The following is a 23,310-nucleotide window of genomic DNA, read 5'->3' on the forward strand; positions in this document are numbered from 1 at the left end:
ATTTGAATGACGTGTTTGTTGCAAAAAAATAACCGACGCTCTTAACGTCGGTTAGCTTTAATTTTTTGCAGGCGGCGTATTTTGCCCATTTTGGATTGCAAAGACAAGACGTTGGGAGCTTCATCACGCATTTCTTTTTAACTGCGCACGATATGCTCAAATGGGTTCGGGCTGGGGGGCGTACAGCGCCATGATTTCCGGGCTGGCGAGAATGTTTTCCCGCCACCAGCCGCAGGCTAATCCCTCGGTCTGCTCATTCCAGCCCAACCATACCGAAACCGCACCCAGTTCTGGTATGACGCGTTTTTCGATTAACGCGCCGGAATCGATAAAGCGTTGCGCCATAAAGCGCGGTAAATAGCCGCAGGCCAGGCCGCTGATTTGTAGTTCCAGCTTGGCTTTAAAATCAAATACCGTAATCACCTCTTGCTCATCCAACACCATAGTAGCGGACGATAAAGCAGGACGCCCGTCGCCAATAACCGCCGTCCGGTGCTGCTTAATATCCCGGCGGCTCAAGGGCTCCGGTGATTGTGACAAGGCGTGATGCGCGGCAACCGCAAAGACACTGTCCAGTTTTCCCAGCATCTCGTATCCAAAACCGCTCAGCGTCGGAGGCGGATGCAACGCGCCGATTACCAGGTCGGCATGCCCCAGCGTTAACGCGTCCCAGGAGCCGCCCTGAATGCCATTGACAAACTTCAGGCGTGTCACGTTGCCGTTGGCAAAGAACTTTTCAATAAGCGGTGTCATTAGTGAAAAGGGAAAAGCATCATCAACGCCAATGCGCAGCTCCTTTTCCCAGCCCTGATGCAGTTTTATCGCCTGTTTTTCCAGCTCACGCACGGTATGCAGCACTTCCCGCCCGCGCTCGAGCAGCATCTGGCCGGTGCGGGTAAACTTCGCCCGATGGCCGCTGCGATCGAGAAGCGTGATTTTAAGGTCGTTTTCCAGCTTGTGGACGGTATAACTCAGGGCGGATGGTGTTTTATAGAGTTTGGTCGCAGCGGCGGCGAAACTGCCCTCTTTATCGAGGGCATCAAGAATAACAAGAACATCCAACAATGGTTTCATATGCGCCCCCTGCGTTGCGCCTGATAACCCGTGCCGGATGGTTATTCCATTGGCATCACTAACGGGTCAGGGTACTGGTATTCAAAGCCGAGCTCATTACAGATTCGGTTTCCGTCAATTAATTTGCCACTGCCCGGCTGGGGGCTGTCGCTGAAATGCGGCGGCTCAAGGCCGAGCTTGCGAGCCATTACCGGGTAAAATTCTGCGCGGGTCGGATGACGCGGCGCACATATATTATAGACGTGGCCGCCTTTTGGAGCCTGGAGCAGCAGGGTAATCGCAGCGACAACGTCTTCCAGATGCACCAGGTTCACCCCGTGGTTGCCGTTCGGGCCGCTTTTACCGGCAAAAAACCGTCCCGGATGTCGCCCTGGCCCAACCAGGCCCGCGAGACGCAAAATATCCACCGACGTGCCGGGCAAGTTATGCAGCCAGTCTTCCAGCTCTTTCAGCACTCTGCCGCTTTCGGTTTGCGGGTTGCGCGGCGAGGTTTCCTTGAAGGTGCCGTCGGCGTCGCCATACACCGAGGTAGAACTGGTAAAAATGATGCGTGGGATGTTATGGGCCAGCGCGCTGTCGACAATCTCCTGCACCGCCTGGAGGTAGAATTCACCGTTGCCGCCGGTGCGCCGGGCCGGGAGCGTGAGTACCAGCGCATCAACATCAAGCAACGCGTCCAGGTCGTCGGTATCGCACACCAGCTCCGGTTGCAGCTGAAGCTGGAAGGCTTCAACGCCGCACATCCGCGCCGCCTCCACCCCGTCAAAGGTGGTTTTACTTCCTGTCACCTGCCAGCCGCGCGCGTTAAGCGCCAGTGCCAGCGGCATCCCCAGCCAACCTAACCCGACAATCGCAACTTTTTTCATCTCTCCTCCTGTAACCCCTGTTACCCTGCGCGTCCCCTACTGTGCAGTGTAGGCTACGCCAGCCATACGCTGCTGACAATTCACCTGTTTAATACCAAACGGCGGATGATGAAAAAAAGGGCTTGCCAGTTCAGGCTTATCTGGTTTAGGGTAAATGTCACAGTTTGAATAATCATTCATCAGAGAATTTTATGACGCGCGTTCAGTTTAAACACCACCATCATCACCATCACCCTGACTAGTCTTTCAGGCGATGTGTGCTGGAAGACAGTTAGATCTTCCAGTGGTGCAGAACGCAAGAGAAAGCCCCCGGAAGATCGTCTTCCGGGGGCTTTTTTTTACCCCAACGTTCAGGGTAATCCGGTGTAGTAAAACAGATAACGCACAACACAATTCAGGGTTTACGAGGAAAAGAGAAGATGACCGACACCAACCGTTTACGCATAGCTATTCAGAAATCCGGGCGTTTAAGTGATGATTCACGCGAATTGCTCGCGCGCTGCGGCATAAAAATCAATCTCCACACCCAGCGCCTGATCGCTCTTGCCGAAAACATGCCGATCGATATCCTGCGCGTGCGCGATGACGATATTCCCGGCCTGGTCATGGATGGCGTGGTGGATCTCGGCATCATCGGCGAAAACGTGCTGGAGGAAGAACTGCTGGACCGCCGCGCCCAGGGCGAAGATCCGCGCTATTTCACCCTGCGCCGTCTGGACTTTGGCGGCTGCCGTCTTTCCATCGCCGCGCCGGTCGACGAGCCGTGGGACGGCCCGCAAGGCCTGAACGGCAAGCGTATTGCCACCTCCTACCCGCACCTGCTCAAACGTTACCTCGATCAAAAAGGCGTTCAGTTTAAATCCTGCCTGCTGAACGGCTCGGTAGAAGTCGCCCCGCGCGTCGGCCTGGCGGACGCGATCTGCGATTTGGTTTCCACTGGCGCAACCCTGGAAGCCAACGGGCTGCGTGAAACCGAAGTGATTTACCGCTCTAAAGCCTGCCTGATCCAGCGCGACGGCGAGATGCCGGACGCTAAGCAACAGCTTATCGACAAACTGCTGACCCGTATTCAGGGCGTGATTCAGGCCCGCGAATCCAAATACATCATGCTGCACGCGCCGACCGAACGTCTCGACGAAGTGATCGCCCTGCTGCCGGGCGCGGAACGTCCAACCATTCTGCCGCTGGCGGGCGATCAGCAGCGCGTGGCGATGCACATGGTGAGCAGCGAAACCCTGTTCTGGGAAACCATGGAAAAACTGAAGTCGCTGGGTGCCAGTTCGATTCTGGTGTTACCGATTGAGAAGATGATGGAGTAACGTCATGGCCTTTTCTACCCCGATCAACTGGAACGACTGCGACGCCGAGGCTCAACAGGCGCTGTTAACCCGTCCGGCGATTTCCGCCTCCGACAGCATCACCCGCACCGTCAGTGAGATCCTCGCTAACGTCAGCGCCAATGGCGACAGCGCGCTTCGCGAGTACAGCGCGCGTTTTGATAAAGCCACCGTGGAGGAGTTGGCGGTCAGCGACGCGGAAATCGACGCTGCCGTTGCCCGTCTTGGCGATGAAATTAAACAGGCTATGGCCGTGGCCGTCGCCAATATCGAAACTTTTCACCGGGCCCAGATATTGCCTGCGGTGGATATCGAAACCCAGCCCGGCGTGCGCTGCCAGCAGGTGACGCGCCCCATCGCCTCGGTGGGCCTGTATATTCCCGGCGGCTCCGCGCCGCTGTTTTCTACCGTGCTGATGCTGGCGACCCCGGCGCGCATCGCGGGCTGTAAAAAAGTGGTGCTGTGTTCGCCGCCGCCGATTGCCGATGAAATTCTGTATGCGGCGCGTCTGTGCGGCGTCCAGCAGGTGTACCAGGTGGGCGGCGCTCAGGCTATCGCGGCGCTGGCGTTTGGGACCGAAACCGTCCCAAAAGTGGATAAAATCTTCGGGCCGGGCAACGCGTTTGTCACCGAAGCCAAACGTCAGGTCAGCCAGCGGCTGGATGGCGCGGCGATTGATATGCCCGCCGGGCCGTCTGAAGTGCTGGTGATTGCCGACAGCGGCGCGACCCCGGATTTCGTGGCCTCAGATTTGCTCTCTCAGGCGGAACACGGCCCGGATTCGCAGGTGATCCTGCTTACCCCGGACAGCGCCATGGCGCAGGCAGTGGCCGATGCGGTTGAACGTCAACTGGCTGAACTGCCGCGTGCGGAAACGGCGCGCCAGGCGCTGGCGGAAAGCCGCCTGATTGTGGCCCGCGATTTGGCGCAGTGCGTGGCAATCTCCAATCAGTACGGCCCGGAGCACCTGATTATTCAGACCCGCAATGCCCGTGAACTGGTTGACGACATTACCAGCGCCGGATCGGTGTTCCTCGGCGACTGGTCCCCGGAATCAGCCGGTGATTACGCCTCCGGCACCAACCACGTGTTGCCAACCTATGGTTATACCGCCACCTGCTCCAGCCTGGGGCTGGCGGACTTTCAGAAACGCATGACGGTCCAGGAGCTGACGCCAGCCGGGTTCAGCGCGCTGGCGCACACCATTGAAACCCTGGCCGCCGCTGAACAGCTTACCGCCCACAAAAACGCCGTTACCCTGCGCGTCGCCGCACTTAAGGAGAGGAAATGAGCATTGTCGAGTTAGCCCGTGAAAACGTTCGCAATCTGACGCCCTATCAATCCGCGCGTCGCCTGGGGGGTAACGGCGATGTCTGGCTGAATGCCAATGAATATCCGACGCCGGTAGAATTTCAACTCACCGCGCAAACGTTAAATCGCTATCCCGAGTGCCAGCCAAAGTTGGTGATCGAACGCTATGCCCAGTATGCGGGAGTAAAACCGGAGCAGGTGCTGGTCAGCCGTGGCGCCGACGAAGGTATAGAACTGCTGATCCGCGTGTTTTGCGAGCCGGGAAAAGACGCGGTGCTGTACTGCCCGCCGACTTACGGAATGTACAGCGTCAGCGCCGAAACCATCGGCGTGGAGTGCCGTACCGTACAGGCGATTGATGGCTGGCAGCTCGACCTCCCGGCGATAGCGGAGAAACTCGATGGCGTTAAAGTGGTGTTTGTCTGTAGCCCTAATAACCCCACCGGGCAGTTGATCAATCCGCAGGATATTCGCGTTTTATTGGAAATGACGCGCGGAAAAGCCATCGTGGTGGCCGATGAGGCCTATATTGAATTCTGCCCCCAGGCGACCCTGGCGGGTTGGCTGAACGAATACCCGAACCTGGTGGTGTTGCGTACCCTGTCTAAAGCCTTCGCGCTGGCCGGATTACGCTGCGGTTTTACCCTGGCGAATGAAGAGATTATCGGCCTGCTGTTGAAAGTGATCGCCCCCTATCCGCTCTCTACGCCGGTAGCGGATATCGCGGCCCAGGCCCTGAGCCCGCAGGGCATTGTGGCGATGCGCGAGCGGGTGGCGGAAATCCTCGTCAATCGCCAGTTTTTGGTGAGCGAGCTGAAAAAGCTCGCCTGCGTCGAAGAGGTATTTGACAGCGAAACCAACTATGTGTTGGCGCGCATTACCACGTCGAGCGCGGTATTTAAATCCTTGTGGGATCAGGGCATTATCTTACGCGATCAGAACAAACAACCGACATTAAGCAACTGCCTGCGCGTGACCGTCGGCACCCGTAAAGAGTGCCAGCGCGTGATCGACGCTCTGCAGGAACAACCCGGCCTCGCGGCCACGGAGTAAGTATGAGTCAGAAGATCCTCTTTATTGACCGTGATGGCACCCTGATTTCAGAACCGCCGGAAGATTTTCAGGTCGACCGTTTTAACAAGCTGGCGCTGGAGCCGGAGGTGATCCCGCAACTGCGTAAGCTCCAGGATGCGGGCTACAAACTGGTGATGATTACCAATCAGGACGGCCTTGGCACCGCCAGCTTCCCGCAGGATGATTTCGACGGCCCGCACAACCTGATGATGCAAATTTTCACCTCCCAGGGCGTGAATTTCGACGAGGTGCTGATTTGCCCGCACCTGCCGGCGGATAACTGCGACTGCCGCAAGCCGAAAACGCAACTGGTGACGGCTTATCTGGCGGAAGAAGCACTGGATCGCGCCAACAGCTATGTGATCGGTGACCGGGCTACCGACCTTGAACTGGCGGAAAACATGGGCATCACCGGCCTGCGCTACAACCGTGACGAACTGAGCTGGGCAAAAATCGCCGAGCAACTGACCCGCCGCGATCGCTATGCGCGCGTCGAGCGCAACACCAAAGAGACCCAGATTGAGGTGGAAGTGTGGCTGGACCGCGAAGGCGGCAGCAAAATCCACACTGGCGTCGGCTTCTTCGACCATATGCTGGATCAAATCGCTACCCACGGCGGCTTTCGCATGAACATCACGGTAAAAGGCGATCTGTATATTGACGATCACCACACCGTCGAAGACACCGGCCTGGCGCTGGGCGAAGCGCTGAAACTGGCGCTGGGCGACAAACGCGGCATTGCCCGCTTCGGTTTTGTGCTGCCGATGGACGAGTGCCTGGCGCGCTGCGCGCTGGATATCTCTGGCCGTCCGCACCTCGAATACAAAGCGGATTTCACCTTCCAGCGCGTTGGCGATCTGAGCACCGAAATGGTCGAGCACTTCTTCCGTTCGCTCTCTTACACCATGGGCGTGACCCTGCATCTGAAAACCAAAGGTAAAAACGATCACCACCGCGTGGAAAGCCTGTTTAAAGCCTTTGGCCGCACCCTGCGCCAGGCGATCCGCGTGGAAGGCGATACGCTTCCATCGTCGAAAGGAGTGCTGTAATGGACGTGGTGATTCTGGATACCGGATGCGCCAACCTGTCATCAGTGAAATGGGCGATCCAGCGCCTGGGCTATGAGCCGCAAGTGAGCCGCGACGCCGATGTGGTGCTGCGCGCCGATAAGCTTTTTCTGCCGGGCGTCGGTACTGCGCAGGCCGCGATGGACCAACTGCGCGAACGCGAATTGATCGACCTGATCAAAGCCTGCACCCAACCGGTGCTGGGGATCTGCCTCGGGATGCAACTGCTGGGTTCGCGCAGCGAGGAAAACCAGGGCGTGGAAACGTTGGGGATTATCGACCAGGCGGTGCCGAAGATGACCGATTTCGGTCTGCCGCTGCCGCACATGGGCTGGAACCGCGTCTATCCGAAAGCGGGTAATCGCCTGTTCAACGGTATTGAGGACGGCGCGTATTTCTATTTCGTCCACAGCTACGCCATGCCGGTGAACGCTTCTACTATTGCGCAGTGCAACTACGGCGAGCCGTTTACCGCAGCGGTGCAGAAAGATAATTTTTACGGCGTGCAATTTCACCCGGAACGCTCCGGCGCGGCGGGCGCGCAGTTGCTGAAAAATTTCCTGGAGATGTAAATGATTATCCCGGCATTAGATTTAATTGACGGTACAGTGGTGCGCCTGCATCAGGGCGATTACGGCCAGCAGCGCGATTACGGCAACGACCCACTGCCGCGTTTACAAGCCTATCAGGCAGAAGGCGCGCAGGTGCTGCACCTGGTGGACCTGACCGGGGCGAAAGATCCGGCGAAGCGCCAGATCCCGCTACTGACAACCCTGCTGGCGGGCATTAGCGTCCCGGTACAGGTTGGCGGTGGCGTGCGAACTGAAGAGGATGTCGCGGCGCTGTTAGCGGCGGGAGCAACGCGTGTAGTGGTGGGCTCCACCGCGGTGAAATCTCCTGAGTTAGTGAAGGGCTGGTTTAAACGCTTCGGCGCAGAACATCTGGTGCTGGCGCTGGATGTGCGCATTGATGAAAACGGCACCAAACAGGTGGCGGTCAGCGGCTGGCAGGAGAATTCCGGCGTGACGCTGGAAGAGCTGGTGGACGCATTCCTGCCAGTTGGCTTAAAGCATGTGCTGTGCACGGATATTTCCAAAGACGGCACGTTAAAAGGCTCTAACGTCGAACTGTACAAAGAAGTCTGCGCCCGCTTCCCGTCTGTGGCATTTCAGGCTTCCGGCGGGATTGGCGGCATTAAGGATATCGAGGCATTAAAAGGCAGCGGCGTAAAAGGCGTGATCGTCGGGCGTGCGCTGCTGGAAGGCAAATTCACCGTCGCGGAGGCTGTACAATGCTGGCAAAACGGATAATCCCCTGCCTGGACGTACGTGACGGCCAGGTCGTCAAAGGCGTGCAGTTTCGCAACCATGAAATCATCGGCGATATCGTCCCGCTGGCTAAACGCTATGCCGAGGAAGGCGCGGATGAGCTGGTGTTTTACGATATCACCGCCTCGAGCGATGGTCGCGTAGTGGACAAAAGCTGGGTATCACGCGTCGCCGAAGTGATCGACATTCCCTTCTGCGTGGCGGGCGGGATCAAAACTGCCGACGATGCGGCGCAAATCCTCTCATTCGGCGCGGATAAGATTTCCATTAACTCACCTGCCCTTGCTGATCCGGAGCTGATTACCCGCCTGGCAGATCGCTTTGGTGTGCAGTGCATCGTGGTGGGCATTGATACCTGGTTTGACGAACAAACCGGCAAATATCACGTTAATCAATACACCGGAGACGAAAGCCGCACCCGCGTGACCCAGTGGGAAACGCTGGACTGGGTGCAGGAAGTGCAACAGCGCGGCGCAGGTGAAATCGTGCTGAATATGATGAACCAGGACGGCGTGCGTAACGGTTACGACCTGGTACAGCTGAAAAAAGTGCGTGAAGTCTGCCGCGTACCGATGATCGCCTCCGGCGGCGCGGGCACCATGGAACACTTTCTGGAAGCTTTCCGTGACGCCGATGTGGACGGCGCGCTGGCCGCGTCGGTATTCCACAAGCAAATTATTAATATTGGTGAACTGAAAGCGTTCCTGGCGCTACAGGGAGTGGAGATTCGGGTATGTTAACTGAGCAACTGGATTTTGAAAAAACCGGCGGTCTGCTGCCGGTCGTAGTGCAACATGCCGTTTCCGGAGAAGTGCTGATGCTGGGATATATGAACGGCGAAGCGTTGCGCATGACTCAGGAAACCGGCAAGGTCACATTCTATTCGCGCACCAAACAGCGTTTGTGGACCAAGGGCGAAACCTCCGGCAACTTCCTCAATGTGGTGAGCATTACGCCGGACTGCGACAACGACACGCTGCTGGTGCTGGCAAACCCTATCGGCCCGACCTGCCACAAGGGAACTACCAGCTGCTTTGGCGATGTTCATCACCAGTGGCATTTTTTATATCAGCTGGAGCAGTTGCTGGCCGAACGCAAGCACGCCGACCCATCCAGCTCATATACCGCGAAGCTGTATGCCAGCGGCACTAAGCGCATCGCGCAGAAAGTCGGTGAAGAAGGCGTGGAAACGGCGCTCGCCGCGACGGTGAATGACCGCGAAGAACTCACGAATGAAGCGTCGGATTTGATGTATCACTTGTTGGTGCTGTTGCAGGATCAGGAGCTGGATTTAGGGGCGGTGATTGAGAATTTGCGGGGAAGGCATAAGTAGGATGTGAAAAAGGCCGGGTGACCGGCCTTTTTATTGGCAATAAAGAAATTAATCTTCCATCCACTCAGTGTGGAACACACCTTCTTTATCAGTACGCTTATAGGTATGCGCACCAAAGTAGTCACGCTGCGCCTGAATCAGGTTTGCAGGCAGTACGGCAGCGCGGTAGCTGTCGTAATAAGCGATAGCGGCAGAGAAGGTCGGCGTAGGAATACCATTCTGTACGGCATATGCCACCACATCACGCAGCGCTTGCTGGTAATCGTCGGCCGCTTTTTTAAAGTACGGCGCTAACAGCAGGTTTGCGATAGAAGGGTTCTCAGCATAAGCATCGGTGATTTTCTGCAGGAACTGCGCGCGAATAATGCAACCCGCACGGAAGATTTTAGCGATCTCGCCGTAATTAAGATTCCAGTTATTTTCTTCCGAGGCGGCACGCAGCTGCGAGAATCCCTGAGCGTAAGAAACGATCTTACCGAGGTACAAAGCGCGGCGCACTTTCTCAATGAATTCTGCTTTATCGCCAGTAAATGGCTTAGCTTCTGGACCGCTCAGCACTTTGGACGCCGCAACGCGTTGCTCTTTCAGGGAGGAGATGTAGCGCGCGAATACCGACTCAGTGATTAGCGACAGCGGCTCGCCAAGATCCAGAGAGCTCTGGCTGGTCCATTTACCGGTACCTTTATTAGCAGCTTCGTCAAGGATCACATCGACCAGATAGATTCCATCTTCATCTTTCTTCGTGAAAATATCTTTAGTGATGTCGATCAGGTAGCTGCTCAACTCACCTTTGTTCCACTCGGTAAAGGTTTCTGCCAGTTCCGGGTTAGAGAGGTTCAGGCCATGCTTGAGCAGGGAGTAAGCTTCTGCGATAAGCTGCATATCACCGTACTCGATACCGTTGTGAACCATTTTCACATAGTGGCCTGCGCCATCTGCGCCGATATAGGTTACACACGGCTCGCCATCTTCAGCTACGGCTGCGATTTGTTTCAGGATAGGTGCAACCAGTTCATAGGCTTCTTTCTGGCCGCCAGGCATGATAGAAGGGCCTTTCAGCGCGCCCTCTTCGCCGCCTGAAACGCCAGTACCGATGAAATTAAAGCCTTCAGCAGATAGTTCACGGTTACGGCGGATGGTGTCGTGGAAGAAGGTGTTACCGCCATCAATGATGATGTCGCCTTTATCCAGATAAGGTTTCAGGGATTCAATGGCTTTATCGGTGCCTTCACCCGCCTTCACCATCAACAGGATACGACGCGGCGTTTCAAGGGATTCAACAAACTCCTGCACCGTATAGTAAGGCACGAGTTTTTTGCCCGGATTTTCGGCAACGACTTCTTCGGTTTTTTCACGGGAGCGGTTGAAAATGGATACGGTATAGCCACGGCTTTCGATGTTCAGCGCCAGGTTGCGCCCCATCACTGCCATACCGACAACGCCGATCTGTTGCTTGGACATTATTTACTCCTGTCAGGTGTGAATTACGCCGCCTCTGGAAGGCAACGCTTTAGCTAAAACATATTAACGTAGATGATGAAAGTAAGAAAGAAGAGTGAAAGAATCCATCATAAAATGAACAATATACACAATTTTTTTACTTATATTGTATTACTTAATTTTTTTAATCCACCGATATGCTGTTAGCACTTTTTTAATCAAACCACTCAGAACCATCGCCAATGATGAATATTGAAAAAAAGCACCATAGATTTAAAAAATAGCATAATGTGCTTTATCCCTTTTCGCGCAGCAAACCCACCATGATGTATTATTTTGACCTGTGGCACGTATGCAATATCGCAGAATTCTTTAACACGGATGCTGAGATCAAAATCTTCAAAGTAAAGAAAATAGCGCTCATCAAAACCACCACACTTGTTCCATATCTCATTTCTGAAAAACATAAAACAGCCACTGACCATGGGAGGATTGATATAGATTGAATGGTCATCGATTTCATTAACCATTTCGTATTCATCAAGTTTAGCCTTGAATAACTTCCGAATGCTTTTGGGAGCAAAACCACGTAGTAGCAATATAAATACCGATGGGTATTTTTTACATAACCGCTGAACCTTTCCATCCGACCAGGTAACGTGCGGTGTCAGTAAGCCACAATTTTTATTATTTAAAAGATACTCCACAGATTTTTCAATAGCATATTTATCCATCGTTAAATCCGGATTTAATACTAAATGAAAAGTAGAGTTTAATCCAAGCGTGCAATTATGCGCTTTGCCAAATCCAACGTTGTGTTTTTTGCGTATGTATGTAGCGACGTCAGGATTAAAAAAACCGTATATATAATTTTCACTTACAGCAGAAACTTCGTTTTCTGGAGTATTATCAATAATGTAGACATGGTGCGAAATATTTACATGCGATAAACTCAGCGCTAAACTTCGTAAGGTCTCACTTAGCTGCTCCAGGAGTGGTTTATAAACAACCAAAGAAATTGTCAATTCTGCTGCTTTATTCATTCAGATCACTTACACTTATTTCATTATGGTATTTTTAAATAATTCAGCAAATCTCATATCCCATGTCACATGGTGGATATCAGATGGGCTGAAATAAAGTGAGTTGGTCGGTAAGTTGAACGGGCAAGCTGTAGTGCTGTTTTCAGTATCTGCATGATGCCAGGACATTTCTCCAAACTTTGTTGAAAGGATGGGTAACCCACTTGAACGATACTCATAATATTTAATGGGATCAACATAATGGGTAATGTCGTTGTCCAGAAAAGGAATGAGCCCAACATCTATTTCTGACAAAAAGCCAGGAACATCGTCATGAGAAATTGCTTTATCAAAAATGATATTCGTTGGTAATTCTCTCGGTTTTAATGTTTTTAGAGGTCCAACAAGGCGAATTTTATGCTGAGGATGTAAATTGGCTAGTTCAACAACCCATTTCCAGTCAAACCAACTGGCAATTGTTCCGACATAACCAAAGGTAAGAGTATCCTCACCTAATTTTTTAGTATTCTTTCGCTTTTGCGCAAAACCTGGCGTACAGGCATTAAGACATAGTTGTACTTTGTTTGCCTGATGAGCGAATTTTTTTTGCAGAGGATGACTAGTGCAAAGAATATTATCGACTATATCAACAATATTCTCTTCTATCTTAGTCATGCTCTTTGAAGAGTAACCCGAAAAAAAAGCAGGATAATTATCCATTGCATCAAATACAATTCGCCGCCATGAATGTTTTTTACAAAGCTCGACTGCTAATAAACTGGGTTTGCCTATGACAATTATTGTATTTTCATCTTTAAAATCAGCAATTTTTTTAATTATCTGATGCAACGATTTGAAATTAATAAGCTTAAAAAGTTGGTGAAAGGGTTCCAGGGGAAATACAGGCTGTACTGACTCGACGTGTAAATTTGCGAGCTCAAGTCGGCCGGCGGGTTCTTTGGCATGTCTCCCCGGCACGAAATCCTGCAAACCAGGAAGTCGTCCGGGATATGGGTTAATCCAAAGGACTTCATTGACTCCAGCATGCAAAGCATGCTGGATAAAATAATGTGGCCTTTGGCTCATGCTAGCCCAGGGTACAGGAGATAAATATACGAGCTTCAACGTTGAGCCTGTTCAAAATATGCACGTACTATCTGAACAATCCTTTCGCTGGAGTTACCATCCCCATAAGGGGAAGCACCTTTAGCCATGGCACGATAAGCATCCACATTATCAAGCAGAATTGACGCTTCATTAACGATGTCCTGCTTTTCAGTACCGATTAATTTAACAACGCCTTCGGTGACCGCTTCAGGCCGCTCAGTATCTCTTCTTAATACCAGTACGGGTTTTCCTAATGCCGGTGCTTCTTCCTGAACACCACCGGAATCCGTCAAAATGATATAGGCCTTTTTCATTGCAGATACGAACGGACCATAATCAAACGGAGAAACCAGTTTTATGCGGTCATGATTAAGCAGATATTCATCAACGACATTGCGAATATTCGGGTTTGGATGAACAGGGAAGACAACACAAATATCTTCGTATTTCTTTACCAACTCAAGTATTGCCTGGCATGTATTGATGATAGGTTGCCCAAAGTTTTCACGTCTATGCGAAGTGACTAATACCATTCGCTTATCTTCAGGGATATCAACCTCAAGGGGAAAGTCTTTTTGCGCAGTGGCAAGTAAAGCATCAATAACCGTATTGCCGGTTACAAAAATCTGCTCCGGTTTCATTGCTTCACGGAGAAGATTGTTTTTTGAAACTTCCGTGGGAGCAAAATGCAGACAGGCCAGGTTCCCCGCTAATATTCTGTTCGCTTCTTCCGGGAATGGAGAATACAAATCGTGTGTTCTTAACCCTGCCTCAAGATGCGCAAAGGGAATTTTCTGATAAAAACAGGCTAATGCTGTGACAAAAACTGTTGTCGTATCACCCTGACCAATTACCAGATCGGGCTTAGCTTCTGTAAGAATTTTATCAATGCCGACGATTAATCTTGAAGTCAATTCAGGTAATGTCTGACCCGGCTGCATGATGTTGAGATCGTAATCAGCCTGAATATCAAATAGTGAAAAAGCCTGATCAAGGAGATCCCTGTGCTGTGCTGTAGCAAGTACACAGACTTCAAAATCTTCACATTTTTTAAAAGCGTTTACTACTGGCGCCATTTTTATTGCTTCTGGTCTGGTGCCAATCACACACATAACTTTCATAAAATACCTCGATAATCCTATTTGCGGCTAGATTCAACAGCATCTTTAGTGGCTTGTAAGAAGGCATAACCATACTCTCGGTCTGGTTCCAGGTAAGCCCCCTCCCCCCATTCGTTCCAGGCATTAATAAAAATCAGATTATCTTCGAGATCATCACGCTGATAGGACTCTCCAATGACATCTTCCAGCCATTGCTTATATAAAGCTGGAGAAGAATTCTGGAAAATCATCCCTTTATTGTTACGACGGGCTGTGTTATCCCACATCGGCATAACAGCACGATAAAGTTTATTATGGTTATATTTAAAATATTTTTTCTCTACCACAATATCTTTATAATCTAAAACGAGGCCTTCAAATTTAGGCTGGATAAAATCAATTTCTGCTGTAATGTCTTTACAATGTTTGAAAACAGTACCTGGATGGAATTCGCTTTGCGCATCGAAACCTAATGCAATAAGATCCTGATCCCAGGTATGTTCTTTAACACCAATGATGTGAATATCTTCAATACCTGCCTCGCGGCACTTTTCACGCCAGTACTGAAGGACATTTTTGCAATCTGGAATGAATGAAGGACGATAAACTGTTAATACAGGTTTACCCGCCACTTTGATATAACGAGGGTCTTGCATGTAACGGATCGTGCTTGCGATGAATGCTTTGTAGCTTTCAACACTGTCACTTTGCTTCATAAGGATTTCACCACAGGTTCCGTCAAATCTGCGGGTCCAGGATTCATTCGCCCAGCATAAAGAAAAAGGAATATCTATATCTGGGTTCGCCATGAACAGATCTAGCGGTTGCTCTAATAAGCGAGCGCCGTCAAACCAGTAGTAATAAAATGAAAATCCGTATACGCCATATTTTTTAGCAAGTTCGACTTGTCTTAACATGTTTTCTTTCAGGCGCAGGTCATAAAACCCTAATTCGCCAGGCAATCTTGGTTGGGCATGCCCAACATATTGGGGTTTAGCGCGGCATACGTTATTCCATTCTGTTACACCTTTGCCCCACCATTCATCATTCTCTTTGTTTGGGTGAAACTGAGTAAGATAATAGGCGATGATTTTAGCGTCAGAATCCTGGCGAATATAATTAGCATCAGTTTCTGCAACATACTCTTCTGATTCAGGCTTCGCAGAATCAAGCACCTGCTTGATATAAGCATCCTTGAGAGCCATTCTGTCATCAGGGGTAATAGCGCTCTCATCCCGCACAGCATCGCGCAGTTTTCTTCTGATGCTCCCAATGAAAGCCTCTTTTTTATCATCACTGAATGGCAGTCGCCAATAAATATGCTTGATTGTTTGATAAAGCTTGGACTTCATTTATTACCCCTTGTTTACAACATTATTAACACTAATACCAACCAACTCTAAATAATCGATGGTTTTTGACTGCCAGGAGTTTTCCACCGCCTCAGTCTGGAGAGTTAATTGATAATCAGCATTACTCTTTAACGTGACAGCTTTTTTAAGATTTGCTACAAAAGTTTCATGATCTTCAGCTTCTGCAATCAAACAACTTTTATATTTGAGGCATTCCACCAGATCGGTTGTAACAACGGGCTTACCTAACGCCATATACTCAAAAAGTTTTACTGGTGACACAGATTCTGTCAGCTTATATTTTTTAAATGGCAAAATGCCGATATCATAATAATAAGCATATTGAGGAAGTTCAAAGTAGGATTTGCTTCCAAGGAAGTAAACATTATCCTTTTCCAGCAAACCGCTTTCTCTCATAGAACTATCGTGTTCATAGCCAATCAACAGAAGGACAAAATTATCTACATCAGCTATCTTATTCAATAATTCGTAATCTAACCATTTTGCCAGAGCACCATGGTAGCCAATAACAATTTTATCCTTGTCTATAATGTTGACAAGATCGGCGGGCATTGTTTTTGGTGTTTTTTGCCAGTGTGATATATCAACGCCATTGGTAGAGAGCTGCATATTTTTATTTCTATATGAAGCTACTTCTTCGTATAATTTAGTTGCAGTAGCGACAACATAAATAGATTCATTACTTAGAATCCATTTGTGACGCTCAACAACAAATTCTGGGAAAGTACCAATAATTTCTTCGCTGATTTCGTCGATATATTCATAAACAACTTTGCAGCCTATTTCCTGGAATTTGATCAGTTCATCAATCGACGTCGCCATGTCAATAGATTGTACCCGGACGACTTTCACTGCGGTTTTATTTGCTTCAAGAGCCTCTTTGATGCGTAAGTTGATAATTGCATCAAGAGCGTCAAAAACATAGACATTATCTTTTGTTCTATCATATACAAAAAGATCTTTATCTACCTGAATATGACCGCCGTAGAGTGCCAGCCCACCAAGTTGAGCAGATTGAAGCGAGAGATGCTGGAAACGTTGAAATAAAGGCGTATTCCATCCCATGGGTACATGGAACAAATCAATGAAATTTTTCTCATTTTTAATGAGCTGTTCAATTTCATTAATTCTGCGTGAATAGAGTTTATTTTTATTTACTTTACGAAGATAATTATTCGATAAAGTCCATGCTGTTTTTACTGAAAGTGGAACAGCTTTGATAACGCCATGTCTACGCACACCTTTGTAACCCCGAATAATTACATAGTTAATTTTGCTATTTGGATTACTATATAATTTATTCGAGGCATAGGATTTTACTTTATTGAGTGCAGTACGAACGCGTCGTAAAGGAGCTGTTACTTTCCAACTTAAAGAGGTTTTAAGCAATTGCTCATTTAACCGTAGATGCTCTATTTGATTATACAGAGCATAAATACCGCGCTGCTGCTCTTCTTTTTCAAATGTTAAAGAATCAAAAGAACTGCATTTTTCACTAAAATCTTTATTCAAACCTTCGATTAATAAGGTTTGTTCTTGATAAACATTGTTCAACTCTGCTAATTGTTCATTAAGCTTAATAATGAGATTCTGCTGGCTTTCAAACTCAGCCCTGCTAATTTCAAGTTGATTATTTAATAATTCAATTTGATGTGATTTTGCAGATAGTACATTATTAGCATGCATAACCTCTTCTACCAGAGGGCGTGTTCTAATTAACTGCGTTGAATACCAATTTCTGAGCTGATCTTTATCAAGACTGGTAACAAGACTTTGTAATTCGGCTTCAAAAATGCCGAAATTTTCAATCTCCGCATCGGTAATGTTACACTCAAGAGCGTTGAAACATAGTTGAACGAACTCCAGTCTATTAAGACCATTAACTCGTTCATTATAACCGAATCGCGTATTTGACTGAATAGTAATTAACAGTGTTCTAAAAACTAACCAGCCTAATGAAATACTTCCTTTGTACTTCCATTCCTGATCGATTAATTTCCATTCAGCATCATTATTGGAAATAATGATATTCTGCGGGATACAATCAATCAATGCCCCATCTACTTCTTGTTTAAGTAAATCTGGTGAATACTCGAACGTTTGTGAGGAATGAAGTTTGAGAATGTAAAGAATATAATCCTTCAGAAGAGAAATGAACTCTTCTAAAGGCCAATAATCTTTTGATACTGTGTCTGATATTTTATCATTGAGTGACTGCCCGTTAACATACGAACTAACCGAATCTAATTGGTTGACCAAATTGCCTACCTGTTCAGTTAATTTTTCTTCAGACGTCATTCTCGAAGTGACAACATTGATCGTATTATTATGACCGACAGTAAATACACTTTGTTTACAAAATTTTCTGCGTCTTGAAGCGCTGTAATGAAACGCGATAAATTTATCATCGACAACTTTATTTGTAAGATCTTCCTGACTGGCAACAATCAGAAATGAGTTTGACATATCCATTGTCAACTTATTTTCATTAACAACTTTCCACGCCTTTTCTTGAGAAAAGAATAAATAGTTAGGAAGTTGATAATCTTTTAATGCATTTTCAACTGCAAAAACGGATGCATTAAATCCTTCTGTATCAAACGCTGAATCAGAAACAATTGAATTTGGCGTTTTGTAATCCGGGAATGGCGCAAAAAACTTCTGCGTAATTAACCCCGCACTTTCTATTAGCTTAGTGATAGCGACTTTGCCGAAAGTTACAGGTTCTTTTTTAGTATATCGTCCTTCAACACCATACATGATTTTCCAGACATGATCCTCTGGCGAACCCGCAAAATATTTCAAGCCCAGCTGGTTCTCAATCGCAATGATTAAAATGCCATCAGGTTTGAGCATGTTGCGAATCGCTTCCAGCATTGTTTTGGCTGGGTTGTCGGAATCAGTGAATAAATTTGCGTACTCTAAAACGCCGATAAGCGTTATAACGTCAAATTTAGTCTCTGTATGGAAATCAGAAAATTTCTCGGCAAGCACCGTGACATTATTCAAATCACGGGTACGTGAACGTGCTATTTGTGCACGTCGTAAAGAGCCTTCAAGCGCAAGGACATTTGCACCACACTCACCCAAATAACGGGTAATCGCACCGCAGCCTGCGCCTATTTCGAGCACATCTGCGTCCTGCAGTGTGGTAGCAAATGGGCGAAGGATATTTGAGCGCTGTGAGCCAAGGTGATAAATAGTTGGCCAATCAATACATTGGTGTCTTAACTCATCAGAGAGAACAGTGATATCTTGTGCGTTTTTGATAATTGATAAAATGTTTTCTTCGATCTGATCGCCATCGCTATAATTAATGCTTTGATAATTTGGATTTTTATAAATACCAGAGTCATTATCAAAAATATATTTTTTGGTATCAAATAAATTACTCATGGAATTATCCATTCCTTTCTGTCTTGTTCATTTTCAAGTGCATATTTGATAGGCCAAACATTTTCTTGTCTGGCTCGACATAAATATGTATAGCGTCATATCTTCGATCGTGTGGCTCGACGTCTTCAGAGGCTTTACTCGCAATACCCAGCGAAATAAAATAATCGCCAGGAGCTAAATTACATATGAATTCCAAACGAATGATTTCGACTGAATCTTTACTACCTGCAACCTGGATATCGGTAAACTCGAGTAACTCTGAATTACTTCCGTAAACCGTCACACCTTCCTTATTTTTAACTGTAAAGCCAAGGATGGGTCTGAATATGTTTTCTAAAAATTTAATTGATACCGAAAGCGTTAATTTACTTCCCGATTTGACAGTAGGCGGATAAAGATTTTCGCCATCAGTTAATACATAATCGAGGATTAATGCTTTTTTGTCTCCCCAGCGGTAGCTTAGGTGGTTCGATATCGGCCTTGATAAGAAAACGTCTTCTGCAAGATTAAGCCCATCTTCATTTTCAACAATATCTATTTCTTTAGCTTTTTTATGATTACTCTCATTAGTTACTGCTTTTTTTGTTTTACCAAAGAGTAAATCTAAATAGTGATTAGTTACATCACGCGGATTGCCGATATCCTTTACAACACCGCTGTCAATCAACACAGCTTTTGAACAGTGTGTAACTATCTGTTCAGTTGAGTGGGTTACTAATAAAATACTGGTTCCACTTTGTTTAAGCTGTTTAAGCCTCTCAAAGCATCTAGCCTGAAACTTTGCATCCCCAACCGCAAGCGCTTCATCAACGATTAGGATTTCAGGCTCAATTTGGGCCTGTACGGCAAACGCTAAACGAACCATCATACCACTAGAATAGGTCTTAACAGGTTGATCAATAAAATCGCCAATATCTGCAAATTCTACAATGCTCTGGAATTTTTCATCAATCTCGGTTTTTGATAAACCTAATAGCGTGGCATTCAAATAGACGTTATCTCGACCGGTAAAATCAGGATTAAAACCCGACCCGAGTTCCAATAGCGCAGCAATTCTTCCGTTAGTTGTGACAGAACCCGACGAAGGATTTAATGTACCGCAAATAATTTGTAATAAGGTGGACTTACCGCTACCATTTTTACCAACAATACCGACAGTCTCACCTTTTTTCACCTCAAAAGAAATATCCCTCAGCGCCCAAAACTCTTTGTAATATTTACTTTGGGTGGTTGAAAACATTTGTTTTAAGCGATTTACCGGCTTGTCATAGACATGATAGCACTTACTAATATTTTCAACTTTGATTGCATATTCAGATGACATCAGCAAATCCTTTCCTTGTTTTTTGGAAGAAATAGAAACCTATCCATAAAACAAATAATGAGGCTATATAACAATAAGGTAAAAATTGATCCACACCCTGTCCGAAGAAGATAATCGCTCTGAATGATTCCACAAAATAAGTTAGTGGGTTGATAAACAGGAAATGACGATAATCTTCCGGCAATGCCGTCACAGGGTAAAACACGGGGGACATGAATAACAATACGGTCACAATTAAATTAATGAATTGGGCTATATCACGCACGAATACGCTAAGCGCACTTAAAAACCAACTTAAACCAAGCACAAAAAAAATAAACGGCAGCAATATTAATGGAAATAGCAGCATACTTGGATGCGGCGCGCCATAAAATACAACATAGGCAACCAGCCAGACACAAAAGCTGATGAAAAAATTAAATAACGCACTTCCTAAGCATACCGGTACTAATATTTCGAGTGGAAAGACGACTTTCTTTACATAGTTTGCATTTTGCAGGATCAGCGATGTTGATCTTGAAATACATTCGGAGAATAAATTAAAAATAATCATTCCTGCGAACAAAACGAGAGCAAACTCTGTTTTTGAATTGCTATTTATACCCCATTTAGCTTTGAATACCACGCTAAAAACAAAAGTATAGATGGCCAGCATAACAATTGGTGTAATAATGGACCAAAGCACTCCAATATAAGAACCGTTGTATTTAGAATTGATATCTCTTGCAATCAAACTTTTTAATAATGCAAAGTTTGATTTCAATGACTTAACTATATACAAAGGTGACGTATTATGATTTAGCATTTTATACTTTAACAATATTTTTTAAAGAAGGCTGAACTTTGTCTTTTTCAGAAAGATTGACTGGAACATCAATCGATGGCCATTGAATATTAATATCCGGATCATTCCAGAAAATCCCACGATCGCTTTGAGGATGGTAATAATTGGTTGTTTTATAAACAAACTGAGCTTGCTCGCTCAGTGTAAGAAAACCATGAGCAAATCCCTCAGGGATCCATAATTGACGATGATTATCAGCGCTCAGAACAACACCAACCCATTTCCCATAAGTCGGTGAACCATCGCGGATATCCACTGCTACATCAAACACTTCCCCTTCAATGCAACGGACTAGTTTCCCTTGCGCAAAAGGTTCGATTTGATAATGCAGGCCACGCAATACCCCTTTTGCTGAGAGCGAGTGATTATCCTGAACAAACTCAACGTTTCTGTTTACCGCTTCATCAAAGATTTTTTTATTAAAGCTTTCAAAAAAAAATCCTCTGGAATCTCCAAATACTTTAGGTTCAAAAATGAGAACATCAGGAATTTCTGTACGAATAATATTCATTGCGAATCTCTATTTATTTACCTAACACTTCGATAACCACTCGCCTAACGCCCTCTTTCCAGTCGGGAAGTATGACATCAAACGTCTGTTGGAATTTTCTGTTACAGAGTCTGGAGTTGTTCGGGCGCTGTGCTGGCGTGGGATATGAGGATGTCGGCACTCCTGTAACGGAATCAATCACCAGTGATTCTCCGTTTTCACGTGCCACATCAAAAATATAATTTGCATAATCAAACCACGTCGTTTCACCACTTGCGACGAGATGGTAAACACCGTAGTTTGATTTGTCTTGCTTTTCAAAACGGATGGCATGGGCAGTGCAGTCTGCCAATAATTCCGCGCCTGTGGGAGCACCAAATTGATCGTTAATAATCGAAAGGGTTTCTCTTTCACGAGCTAACTTAAGCATCGTTTTGGCAAAGTTTGCTCCTCGCGTGGCATATACCCAGCTGGTACGGAAAATAAAATGGCGGTTATTTAATTTACGAATAGCTTCTTCACCCGCTAATTTCGTCTCACCATAAACGTTTAATGGTCCAGTTTGCTCTTCCTCATCACGATAATGAGAGCCTTGACCATCAAACACATAGTCTGTCGAGTAATGGATAAGCAATGCACTAATGTTTGCCGTTTCTTTAGCAATAACGGCCACGCTTTCAGCATTAATTAAGCCAGAAAGCGCCTGTTCGCTTTCCGCTTTATCAACGGCAGTGTGTGCTGCTGCATTGACAACCACATCGGGATGAACAATTCGGATCGTTTCCGCAATACCTTCTGGATTAGTTAAATCGCCACATAGCTGAGTGTCAAAATAGTCGACTGCCACTACCTCACCTAAAGTTGACAAAGCACGTTGTAACTCCCAGCCAACTTGGCCATTTTTACCTATCAGTAATATTTTCATCATTTTCTGCCGCAACAATCAGGAAACAGGTTCATCAAGCAAAATATTCAAGTAACGGCCATATTCTGTTTTATTGAGCAATTTAGCTTGTGCCGCCACTTGTTCTCGGGTCATCCAGCCTTTTCTAAAGGCAATCTCTTCCAGACAAGCGACTTTCATTCCCTGACGTTTCTCAATGGTATGAATAAACTGGGATGCTTCTACCAGACTGTCATGTGTGCCGGTATCCAGCCACGCAAAGCCGCGTCCTAGTAGTTCAACTTGCAGTTCGCCGCGCTCTAAATACATCTGGTTCAGAGTGGTGATTTCCAGTTCACCTCGGGCCGAGGGTTTTACTTGTTTCGCCATTTCCACAACTTTATTGTCATAGAAATACAGCCCAGTAACCGCCCAATGTGATTTTGGTTTCAGGGGCTTTTCTTCGATGGAGAGTGCCTTGTAATTAGCATCAAACTCCACTACACCGAAACGTTCTGGATCAAGAACCTGATAACCAAACACCGTAGCACCGGAAGTTATTTGTGCAGCTGCTTCCAATTTTTTACCAAAGCTCTGTCCAAAATAAACATTATCCCCAAGCACCAGCGCGCAGGATTGATTATCAATAAATTCTTCACCAATAATAAACGCCTGCGCCAGTCCATCCGGCGAAGGCTGGACAGCCCAGGAAAGATTAATACCAAATTGCTCACCCGTTCCCAGTAGGCGTTTAAATGCGGGCATGTCTTCTGGGGTCGTGATGATGAGGATGTCTTTGATCCCAGCTAGCATCAAAACAGAGATCGGGTAATAAATCATCGGTTTATCGTATACAGGCAATAATTGTTTCGATACACCCTGAGTGATGGGATATAAACGTGTTCCAGAGCCGCCAGCAAGTACAATACCTTTCATTTTAT

General features: G+C 47.1%; 22 protein-coding genes and 1 other annotated feature. Of the genes, 9 read left to right on the top strand and 13 right to left on the bottom strand.

Translation table 11 applies throughout. The annotated features are described in order from the left end of the window. Positions 1 to 156: 156 nt before the first annotated feature. A complete protein-coding gene (locus FHW74_RS12710) occupies positions 157 to 1,074 on the bottom strand; it encodes a LysR substrate-binding domain-containing protein (RefSeq protein ID WP_183170784.1) in 918 nt (305 codons plus the stop codon). A 41-nt stretch (positions 1,075 to 1,115) separates the two neighbouring features. Beyond that, positions 1,116 to 1,940: an SDR family oxidoreductase gene (locus tag FHW74_RS12715; RefSeq protein ID WP_183170785.1), complete on the bottom strand. Its 825-nt coding sequence runs from the start codon at positions 1,938 to 1,940 to the stop codon at positions 1,116 to 1,118. 191 nt (positions 1,941 to 2,131) lie between these two features. On the opposite strand from FHW74_RS12715, the gene hisL reads away from it, so the two are divergent. From hisL to hisIE, 9 genes are all read left to right on the top strand, one after another. Next, positions 2,132 to 2,182, top strand: a complete 51-nt coding sequence (gene hisL / locus FHW74_RS12720) for a his operon leader peptide (protein WP_001364200.1) — start codon at positions 2,132 to 2,134, stop codon at positions 2,180 to 2,182. Continuing rightward, positions 2,158 to 2,280 (top strand) — a sequence feature (His leader region). Its footprint overlaps the gene before it by 25 nt. 79 nt (positions 2,281 to 2,359) lie before the next feature. Further along, the gene (gene hisG / locus FHW74_RS12725) at positions 2,360 to 3,259 is read left to right on the top strand and encodes an ATP phosphoribosyltransferase (protein ID WP_125292380.1); all 900 of its coding nucleotides are present in this window, start codon (positions 2,360 to 2,362) and stop codon (positions 3,257 to 3,259) included. A gap of 4 nt (positions 3,260 to 3,263) precedes the next feature. Beyond that, entirely contained in the window at positions 3,264 to 4,568 is a 1,305-nt protein-coding gene (hisD, locus tag FHW74_RS12730) for a histidinol dehydrogenase (protein WP_183170786.1), read from the top strand. Next, on the top strand, positions 4,565 to 5,641 hold the full coding sequence (gene hisC / locus FHW74_RS12735) for a histidinol-phosphate transaminase (protein WP_183170787.1): 1,077 nt from the start codon (positions 4,565 to 4,567) through the stop codon (positions 5,639 to 5,641). Before hisD ends, hisC begins: the two co-directional genes overlap by 4 nt. Before the next feature lie 2 nt (positions 5,642 to 5,643). Further along, positions 5,644 to 6,711, top strand: a complete 1,068-nt coding sequence (hisB, locus tag FHW74_RS12740; RefSeq protein ID WP_183170789.1) for a bifunctional histidinol-phosphatase/imidazoleglycerol-phosphate dehydratase HisB — start codon at positions 5,644 to 5,646, stop codon at positions 6,709 to 6,711. After that, a complete protein-coding gene (gene hisH, locus FHW74_RS12745) occupies positions 6,711 to 7,301 on the top strand; it encodes an imidazole glycerol phosphate synthase subunit HisH (RefSeq protein WP_151605352.1) in 591 nt (196 codons plus the stop codon). The genes hisB and hisH overlap by 1 nt, the downstream gene beginning before the upstream one ends. Continuing rightward, positions 7,302 to 8,039, top strand: coding sequence for a 1-(5-phosphoribosyl)-5-[(5-phosphoribosylamino)methylideneamino]imidazole-4-carboxamide isomerase (hisA, locus tag FHW74_RS12750; RefSeq protein WP_183170790.1), 738 nt, complete (start codon positions 7,302 to 7,304; stop codon positions 8,037 to 8,039). Continuing rightward, positions 8,021 to 8,797 (top strand): imidazole glycerol phosphate synthase subunit HisF, encoded by a 777-nt coding sequence (hisF, locus tag FHW74_RS12755; RefSeq protein ID WP_183170791.1) that lies wholly within the window; start codon positions 8,021 to 8,023, stop codon positions 8,795 to 8,797. Before hisA ends, hisF begins: the two co-directional genes overlap by 19 nt. After that, positions 8,791 to 9,390: a bifunctional phosphoribosyl-AMP cyclohydrolase/phosphoribosyl-ATP diphosphatase HisIE gene (gene hisIE, locus FHW74_RS12760; RefSeq protein ID WP_183170793.1), complete on the top strand. Its 600-nt coding sequence runs from the start codon at positions 8,791 to 8,793 to the stop codon at positions 9,388 to 9,390. Before hisF ends, hisIE begins: the two co-directional genes overlap by 7 nt. Positions 9,391 to 9,438: 48 nt before the next feature. Here the strand turns inward: hisIE and gndA are convergent, their stop codons facing one another. The 11 genes from gndA to rfbA form a co-directional block, all read right to left on the bottom strand. Continuing rightward, a complete protein-coding gene (gndA, locus tag FHW74_RS12765; RefSeq protein ID WP_183170794.1) occupies positions 9,439 to 10,851 on the bottom strand; it encodes an NADP-dependent phosphogluconate dehydrogenase in 1,413 nt (470 codons plus the stop codon). A 206-nt stretch (positions 10,852 to 11,057) separates the two neighbouring features. Next, positions 11,058 to 11,873 (bottom strand): glycosyltransferase, encoded by an 816-nt coding sequence (locus FHW74_RS12770; RefSeq protein ID WP_183170796.1) that lies wholly within the window; start codon positions 11,871 to 11,873, stop codon positions 11,058 to 11,060. A gap of 15 nt (positions 11,874 to 11,888) precedes the next feature. Continuing rightward, positions 11,889 to 12,938, bottom strand: coding sequence for a glycosyltransferase (locus FHW74_RS12775; RefSeq protein ID WP_183170797.1), 1,050 nt, complete (start codon positions 12,936 to 12,938; stop codon positions 11,889 to 11,891). Between the two features lie 35 nt (positions 12,939 to 12,973). Further along, positions 12,974 to 14,080 (bottom strand): non-hydrolyzing UDP-N-acetylglucosamine 2-epimerase, encoded by a 1,107-nt coding sequence (wecB, locus tag FHW74_RS12780; RefSeq protein ID WP_183170798.1) that lies wholly within the window; start codon positions 14,078 to 14,080, stop codon positions 12,974 to 12,976. A 17-nt stretch (positions 14,081 to 14,097) separates the two neighbouring features. Continuing rightward, on the bottom strand, positions 14,098 to 15,411 hold the full coding sequence (locus FHW74_RS12785; RefSeq protein ID WP_183170799.1) for a glycoside hydrolase family 99-like domain-containing protein: 1,314 nt from the start codon (positions 15,409 to 15,411) through the stop codon (positions 14,098 to 14,100). A 3-nt stretch (positions 15,412 to 15,414) separates the two neighbouring features. Beyond that, complete coding sequence (locus FHW74_RS12790) at positions 15,415 to 18,828, bottom strand: methyltransferase (protein WP_183170800.1); 3,414 nt, start codon at positions 18,826 to 18,828, stop codon at positions 15,415 to 15,417. Positions 18,829 to 18,832: 4 nt separating this feature from the next. Continuing rightward, positions 18,833 to 20,152: an ABC transporter ATP-binding protein gene (locus FHW74_RS12795; protein WP_183170802.1), complete on the bottom strand. Its 1,320-nt coding sequence runs from the start codon at positions 20,150 to 20,152 to the stop codon at positions 18,833 to 18,835. Further along, complete coding sequence (locus FHW74_RS12800) at positions 20,142 to 20,957, bottom strand: ABC transporter permease (RefSeq protein WP_183170803.1); 816 nt, start codon at positions 20,955 to 20,957, stop codon at positions 20,142 to 20,144. The genes FHW74_RS12795 and FHW74_RS12800 overlap by 11 nt, the downstream gene beginning before the upstream one ends. A 1-nt stretch (position 20,958) precedes the next feature. After that, complete coding sequence (rfbC, locus tag FHW74_RS12805) at positions 20,959 to 21,507, bottom strand: dTDP-4-dehydrorhamnose 3,5-epimerase (protein WP_183170804.1); 549 nt, start codon at positions 21,505 to 21,507, stop codon at positions 20,959 to 20,961. 13 nt (positions 21,508 to 21,520) lie between these two features. Next, positions 21,521 to 22,414: a dTDP-4-dehydrorhamnose reductase gene (gene rfbD / locus FHW74_RS12810; protein ID WP_255459915.1), complete on the bottom strand. Its 894-nt coding sequence runs from the start codon at positions 22,412 to 22,414 to the stop codon at positions 21,521 to 21,523. Between the two features lie 15 nt (positions 22,415 to 22,429). Then, positions 22,430 to 23,305, bottom strand: coding sequence for a glucose-1-phosphate thymidylyltransferase RfbA (gene rfbA, locus FHW74_RS12815; protein ID WP_183170806.1), 876 nt, complete (start codon positions 23,303 to 23,305; stop codon positions 22,430 to 22,432). Positions 23,306 to 23,310 lie beyond the last annotated feature (5 nt).

The organism is Atlantibacter sp. RC6 (assembly GCF_014193285.1).
Classification (GTDB): Bacteria; Pseudomonadota; Gammaproteobacteria; order Enterobacterales; family Enterobacteriaceae; genus Atlantibacter.